This is a genomic window from Stenotrophomonas sp., from assembly GCF_032061965.1.
Taxonomy (GTDB): Bacteria; Pseudomonadota; Gammaproteobacteria; order Xanthomonadales; family Xanthomonadaceae; genus Stenotrophomonas.
In genome coordinates this window covers 4,950-11,647 of the sequence record NZ_DAMBEF010000072.1, presented here as the reverse complement: position 1 = coordinate 11,647, position 6,698 = coordinate 4,950, and the positions used below count along the sequence as shown (strand labels likewise).

Genomic DNA, 6,698 nt, shown 5'->3' with positions numbered 1-6,698 from the left:
GTCATTGAGGATTGGACTCCAAACCGTTGTGCTACTCAATCTTGGGGGGACGTCGACGTCGCCACGCGGCGCGGCTTAATTCCAGAATTAGGGCTCACAAGCAATGTCAGAGCGCTACCTACAACAATGGAACAGCTACCGGCGCCGTCATTGGGCCGCAAGTCTCGGGCTTCTGTTTGGCCTTCCAGTAGCATTCTCTATGGGCTATCTCATGTTTGCTATCGCGGGCCTGGATCTAGGCGTCGCCTTGACCATTGCGGGGTGGGCTTGGGGCTGTACTTGGCTTTGGCTGTGCTTCCGTGTCACTCGCTTTCCATGCCCTCGCTGCTCCAAGCCATTTCTTGCTGGCCAAGAACCTGCCTTGGCTGCGACACGCTATTGTTCCAACTGTGGGCTCCAACTCTATGCCAGTGAGCCCTAACAGTTCATCCCAGCCGCTTCGCGGCGCGGCTTAATTCAGGTGTTAGATTGCCCATGACAGATCCTCAGAAGCCAGATCCACTTCTCGAATGGAATCGCCTGAGCCGCGAGAACGCGGAGAATGCAATCGTCTCGTCAATGTTCGAGGCATCTTCCACAGCAATTGAGCCAATTGAAGCTTTCGTTACCTGGTTACTAGTAGGCGCCGCCGCAGTCGCATCCTTCCTCCTTGGTAACTCCGACAAACTCGTTGCTATTCTTGGCCAGCGCGGCTTTCTGTGGTGCGGCCTTCTACTTGCAGCCTCTTGCCTCTTCGGCCTAATTGCAAAGACCTACCTTTTGAAGGCAGAAATTGGCCACCGAATCGGGCGTGCTGTGGCTGAAGTACTCCCTCTGCAGCTGAAGAGTCACGAGGAAACAGAGGAAAGGATTCAAGCCGCCGCCAGCCAGCGGGGGATCGAACTTGAAACCGGAATTCGAATGGAGCGAGTGCTAAGTGAGTTTCTTGCTCCAATGCCGCACTTCGTGAAGTGGCTTGTTGCGCGCTCGCTCAAGAAGCATGGCAACAGCCCTCAGATGGCTCATTTGCTACGCATAGAATCCATGAACAGGCTTGGACTCTTCAGCTTTCTGCAATCGCTGGCCTTCTTGGTATTCATTGTGGTTGGGTTTGTCGCAGCGGTAACCTAACGATTCCGTAAGTAGCTTCCCGTCAACTCCGGGCACATGATGTGCTTGCCTTCCGCGTGAGGCATAAACACATCCTCTGTTGCTGTATCGATACCACCGTTCACCAATTCGCCCGGCATTCCAAGCATTGCCAGACTGGACGACCGTCCCACGGGGATTTCCTTCGGGGCGAAATCGGTCTTGTTGGATCGGTGTTGCTGATGCGGACTTGGTAAAAACCGCGGGATGTATTCCACACTGCGCGCCGCAGCTTGAAACAGACAAGGGCGCCATCGGCGCCCTTGTCTGCTTCAAGCTTGTTCAAGCTTGTGCGTACGCTCAATGCGTGCCCGCGGCCGCCTTGCCCTTGGCACCCAGCTCACCGGCCAGGTTGCGCCGGTAGGTATCGAAGTCGATCCCCTGCTCGGCCGCTTCTGCATGTGCGGCGTCCTTGAGCGCATCCGAATACATCAGGCGCACGGGCGTATCGTTGTTCTCGTGCCATTCGGCGGCCTGCATCATCAAGGCCAGCACACGCGCGGCACTGGTGGTCTCGCCGGCGATCTTGCCGTCCATGCCCAACACCCATTCACCATCGCGACGAACGACACCGGCCAGCAACGTGCGCTGCTGGTCACGCAGCTCGGCATGTGGCTCGACTTTGGCCGTGGGAGCCGGGTTGGCTTCGGCACGGTTACGCTCGCGCTCGGCCAGCTTCTTCTTCGCCTCGCGGCGGCCCTTGGATTGGATCGACATCAGTTGTTCACTCTTTGAACGGCCGCCGGTGATGGCGGCGCGGCTATTGTCCCCGATACGGGGTGAAAACGTGTCAGGGCGCCGTTTCCGCCCGTTGGGCCCGCTGGCTGGCGCGCTCCCACTTCCACATCGCCCAACTGGCAACCGCAAACGCGGCGGCGCCGATGGCCAGGGTCAGGCCACTGCGGCTGAGCAGTGGCGACAGCACGCCGGCGATGATGGCATTGGTCACCAGGGTGCTGAAGGCCTGCATCGATGACGCCGTACCGCGCTGGCGCGGGTACATATCAAGGATGGCCAGGGTCAGGATCGGGAAGATAAGCGCTACACCGAACGAGGTCAGGGTCAGCGGCAGCACCGCCCAAGGCACTGTCATCTGCGTTGCAAAAGCGTTGTACGCAACGTTGTAGACAGCCGCCACCGCCATGAAGCCATAGCCGATGCGCACCGCACGCGCGCCGTCCATGCGCCCGGCCGCGCGCCCCGAGGCGTAGGCGCCGATCGCCATGCCGCCAATGGTGGGGATGAACAACCAGGCGAACTGGCGCTCGTTCATGTGCAGCAGATCAAGAATGAACGCCGGGGCCGAGGCGATGTACAGGAACAGCCCGCCGAAGCCCAGCGAGCCGGCCAGGGCCAGGCGCAGGAAGCGCGGGTTCACGCCGATGCTGACGTAGTCCTGCAGCAGACGCTTGGGGTGCAGGCTCAGGCGTGCATGCGGCGGGTGGGTTTCCGGCAGCCAGATGCAGGTGATCAACAAAAGCAGGGCCGAGAACCCGACCAGAAACCAGAAAATGCCCTGCCAATGCGTCCAACCCAGCAGCCAGCCACCGATGATCGGGGCGATGGCCGGGGCAATGGAAAAGATCATCGACACCTGGCTCATCAGCCGCTGCGCATCGTCGCCGTCGTACAGGTCGCGAATGACCGCGCGCCCGATGATGTAGCCCACGCCAGCCGACAGACCCTGCAGGAAGCGGAACAGCAGCAGCGTGCCCATGTCCTTGGACAGCGCGCAGCCGATGGACGCGGCGATGAACACCACCAGTCCACCGATGATCACCCGCTTGCGCCCCAGCGCATCGGACAGCGCGCCATGCACCAGGCTCATCAGCGCATAGGCCAGCAGGTAGACGCTGATCACCTGCTGCATCGCCAGCTTGTCCGCGCCCAGGTCTGCACCCATCTGCGGAAACGCCGGGAACACCGCATCAATGGCGAACGGGCCGAACATCGACAGACCGGCCACCAGCAGGGCGATCCGGCGCAGCGAAACCTGCTTGCTTGCTTCCATGGTTCTCATTAACCGGCAACGGCACCAGCGCGGGGGCCGATGCGGGGGGAGAGGATGAACAGGGCCGGGCGCAGCAGCGCCACGCAGCCATGATGCGGCAATTTGTCCGGACAATCATCCGCTTCAGGTAGCAATCCGGGCAGGCCCGGCCTGCCGCGGCCAGCGCGCATGGTCCAAACCGGGACGTAGATGGTAATCCAAGCCCGTCCACGGGTCTGCCCCGGGCTATAATCGCCCCGCTGCACGCAACAAGGTGGGAGAAGCGGTTCACCCCGCTGCCGAAGGCGCAAACGCCCGTAATCGCTCAGGCCCGATACCACCCGCATCAAAACTCTGGAGAGACCGGTTCAATCCGGCGCCGAAGGTGCACGAAGCGCACGATCCTCGTCGCGTCGCTTCCAAACTCTCAGGCAAAAGGACAGAGGGGCGCGAGGTAAGCCTTCGGCTTGCCGGCTGTGGTGCCGCGCCTGCGCGGCCCTGCGGACGGCGCCGGGGCGGACCTGGCTCACCGCCCCTGCCCTGCATGCCTTCTCCGGACGTCAGCCATGACCCAGAACACCCCTTCGCTGCGCGAACTCGAACACCACTCCGCGTTCGTCGACCGCCACATCGGCCCCAACGACGCTGAAATCGCGCAGATGCTGCGCGCGGTCGGCCACGATTCGCTGGACGCACTTACCGACGCCATCGTGCCGGGCTCGATCAAGTCGCCGGCGCCGCTGGCGCTGTCCGAGTCGCTGACCGAAGTTGAGGCGCTGGCCAAGATCCGCGCCATCGCCGACAAGAACAAGGTACTGCGCAGCTTCATCGGCCAGGGCTATTACGGCACCCACACGCCGAACGTGATCCTGCGTAACATCCTCGAGAACCCGGCGTGGTACACGGCCTATACGCCGTACCAGGCAGAGATCTCGCAGGGCCGCATGGAAGCGCTGATCAACTTCCAGACCATGGTCGCCGACCTGACCGGCATGGAGATCGCCAACGCCTCGCTGCTGGACGAAGCCACCGCCGCCGCCGAAGCGATGACCCTGGCCAAGCGTTCGGCCAAGTCCAAGTCCAAGGTGTTCTTCGTCCAGGACAGCGTGCACCCGCAGACGCTGGAACTGCTGCGCACCCGCGCCGAGCCGATGGGCATCGAATTGCAGATCGGCAAGCCGGCCGAGGCACTGACCGCCGACAGCTTCGGCGTGCTGCTGCAGTACCCGGACAGCCTGGGCCAGATCGGCGACTACAAGGCGCTGGTCGAGGCCGTGCACGCCCGTCAGGGCCTGGTCGCCGTGGCTACTGACCTGCTGGCGCTGACCCTGATCGCCGCCCCCGGCGAATGGGGTGCGGACATCGTGGTTGGCAACAGCCAGCGCTTTGGCGTGCCGTTCGGTTTCGGCGGCCCGCACGCTGCCTTCATGGCCTGCCGTGATGCTTACAAGCGCTCGATGCCGGGCCGCCTGATCGGCGTCTCGGTCGATGCCGAAGGCCGGGCTGCTTACCGCCTGACCCTGCAGACCCGCGAGCAGCACATCCGCCGCGAGAAGGCCACCTCCAACATCTGTACCGCGCAGGTTCTGTTGGCAGTGATGGCCTCGATGTACGCCGTTTACCACGGCCCGCAGGGCCTGCAGCGCATCGCCCGCCGCACCCACCGCCTGGCCGCCATCCTGGCCGCCGCACTGCGTGGCAAGGGCGTTGCGGTCGGCAACGATTTCTTCGACACCCTGCACATCACCGGCGTTGATTCGGCTGCATTGAAGGCCAAGGCAGAAGCTGCCGGCATCAACCTGCGCATCATCGATGCCGGTTCAGTCGGCATCAGCCTGGACGAAACCGCCACCCGCGCCGACGTGGTCGCGCTGGGCCAGTTGTTCGGCGCCAGCGTCGATGTTGACGCACTGGATGCCAGCACCGCCGACGCGCTGCCGCAGGGCCTGCTGCGCACCAGCGAATTCCTGTCGCACCCGGTGTTCAACACGCACCACAGCGAGCACGAGATGCTGCGCTACCTGCGTTCGCTGGCCGACAAGGACCTGGCGATGGATCGCACCATGATCCCGCTGGGCAGCTGCACCATGAAGCTCAACGCCACCGCCGAGATGATCCCGGTGACCTGGCCGGAATTCGCCAACATCCATCCGCTGGCACCGGCTGATCAGGCACAGGGCTACAAGGAGCTGATCGACGGCCTGGAAGCGATGCTGGTCGAATGCACCGGCTATGACGCGGTAAGCCTGCAGCCGAACTCCGGCGCGCAGGGCGAATACGCTGGCCTGCTGGCGATCCGCGCCTATCACCGCTCGCGCAACGAAGGCCACCGCGATGTCTGCCTGATCCCGGATTCGGCGCACGGCACCAACCCGGCTTCGGCACAGATGTGCGGCATGACGGTTGTGGTGACCAAAACCGACGGCAACGGCAACGTCGATGTCGAGGACATCCGCCGCAACGCCGAGAAGTACAGCGACCGCCTGGCCGCGATCATGATGACCTACCCGTCCACGCATGGCGTGTTCGAGGAAGAAGTGGTCGAGATCTGCGAGATCATCCACAAGCACGGCGGCCAGGTGTACACCGACGGCGCCAACATGAACGCCCTTGTCGGCGTGGCCAAGCCCGGCAAGTGGGGCTCGGACGTGTCGCACCTGAACCTGCACAAGACCTTCTGCATCCCGCACGGCGGCGGCGGCCCGGGCGTTGGCCCGTGTGCGGTCAAGTCGCATCTTGCCCCGTTCCTGCCGGGCAAGCTCGGTGACAACGGCCCGGTCGGCATGGTCAGCGCCGCCAGCTTCGGCAGCGCCTCGATCCTGCCGATCAGCTGGATGTACATCGCGATGATGGGCACGGCCGGCCTGCGCAAGGCCACCCAGGTTGCCCTGCTCAACGCCAACTACATCGCCAAGCGCCTGGCCCCGCATTACGCCACGCTTTATACCGGCCGTAATGGTCTGGTGGCGCATGAGTGCATCCTCGACGTGCGTCCGCTGGAGAAGACCTCCGGCATCGGCGCCGAGGACGTGGCCAAGCGTCTGATCGACTTCGGCTTCCACGCCCCGACCCTGAGCTTCCCGGTTGCCGGCACGCTGATGGTGGAACCGACCGAGAGCGAGTCGCAGCACGAGCTGGACCGTTTCATCGACGCGATGATCCAGATCCGCGAGGAAATCCAGGCCATCGAAGACGGCAAGCTGGACCGTGAGGACAATCCGCTCAAGCACGCCCCGCACACCGCCGGTGCGGTGTCGGCCAGCGAGTGGACGCATGCGTACCCGCGTGAACTGGCCGCCTTCCCGCTGCCGTCGCTGAAGCTGCAGAAGTACTGGCCGCCGGTGGCACGCGTGGACAACGTGTACGGCGACAAGAACATCATGTGCGCCTGCATTCCGGTGGATGCGTACAAGGAAGATGTCGAGGCGTGATCGGGGCTTGATTGCCTGATGGCGTGAATGAAAACAGCCGGCGAAAGCCGGCTGTTTTTTTATGTTGATTGGAGAGCTGGAGCGCCGGGGCTTTCTGCAGTGATGCGAACAACAGAGGTGCAAGGCTTTGGCTTTGGCTTTGGCTTTGG

The 6,698-nt window shown here is 63.2% G+C and carries 4 protein-coding genes and 1 riboswitch; of the genes, 2 read left to right on the top strand and 2 right to left on the bottom strand.

Annotation, left to right across the window (positions count from 1 at the left end):
• The first annotated feature begins 474 nt into the window (after nt 1-474).
• Nucleotides 475-1,110, top strand: a complete 636-nt coding sequence (locus tag RT460_RS18965; protein ID WP_313321285.1) for a hypothetical protein — start codon at nt 475-477, stop codon at nt 1,108-1,110.
• A 318-nt stretch (nt 1,111-1,428) separates the two neighbouring features.
• Here RT460_RS18965 and RT460_RS18960 read toward each other — a convergent pair whose 3' ends face one another.
• Both RT460_RS18960 and RT460_RS18955 read right to left on the bottom strand, forming a co-directional pair.
• On the bottom strand, nt 1,429-1,845 hold the full coding sequence (locus tag RT460_RS18960; protein ID WP_313321284.1) for a hypothetical protein: 417 nt from the start codon (nt 1,843-1,845) through the stop codon (nt 1,429-1,431).
• 73 nt (nt 1,846-1,918) lie between these two features.
• Nucleotides 1,919-3,139, bottom strand: coding sequence for a multidrug effflux MFS transporter (locus RT460_RS18955; RefSeq protein WP_313321283.1), 1,221 nt, complete (start codon nt 3,137-3,139; stop codon nt 1,919-1,921).
• A 323-nt stretch (nt 3,140-3,462) separates the two neighbouring features.
• Nucleotides 3,463-3,571: riboswitch (glycine riboswitch) on the top strand.
• Between the two features lie 113 nt (nt 3,572-3,684).
• Between RT460_RS18955 and gcvP the strand changes: the two genes are divergently transcribed.
• Nucleotides 3,685-6,549: an aminomethyl-transferring glycine dehydrogenase gene (gene gcvP, locus RT460_RS18950; RefSeq protein WP_313321282.1), complete on the top strand. Its 2,865-nt coding sequence runs from the start codon at nt 3,685-3,687 to the stop codon at nt 6,547-6,549.
• Nucleotides 6,550-6,698 lie beyond the last annotated feature (149 nt).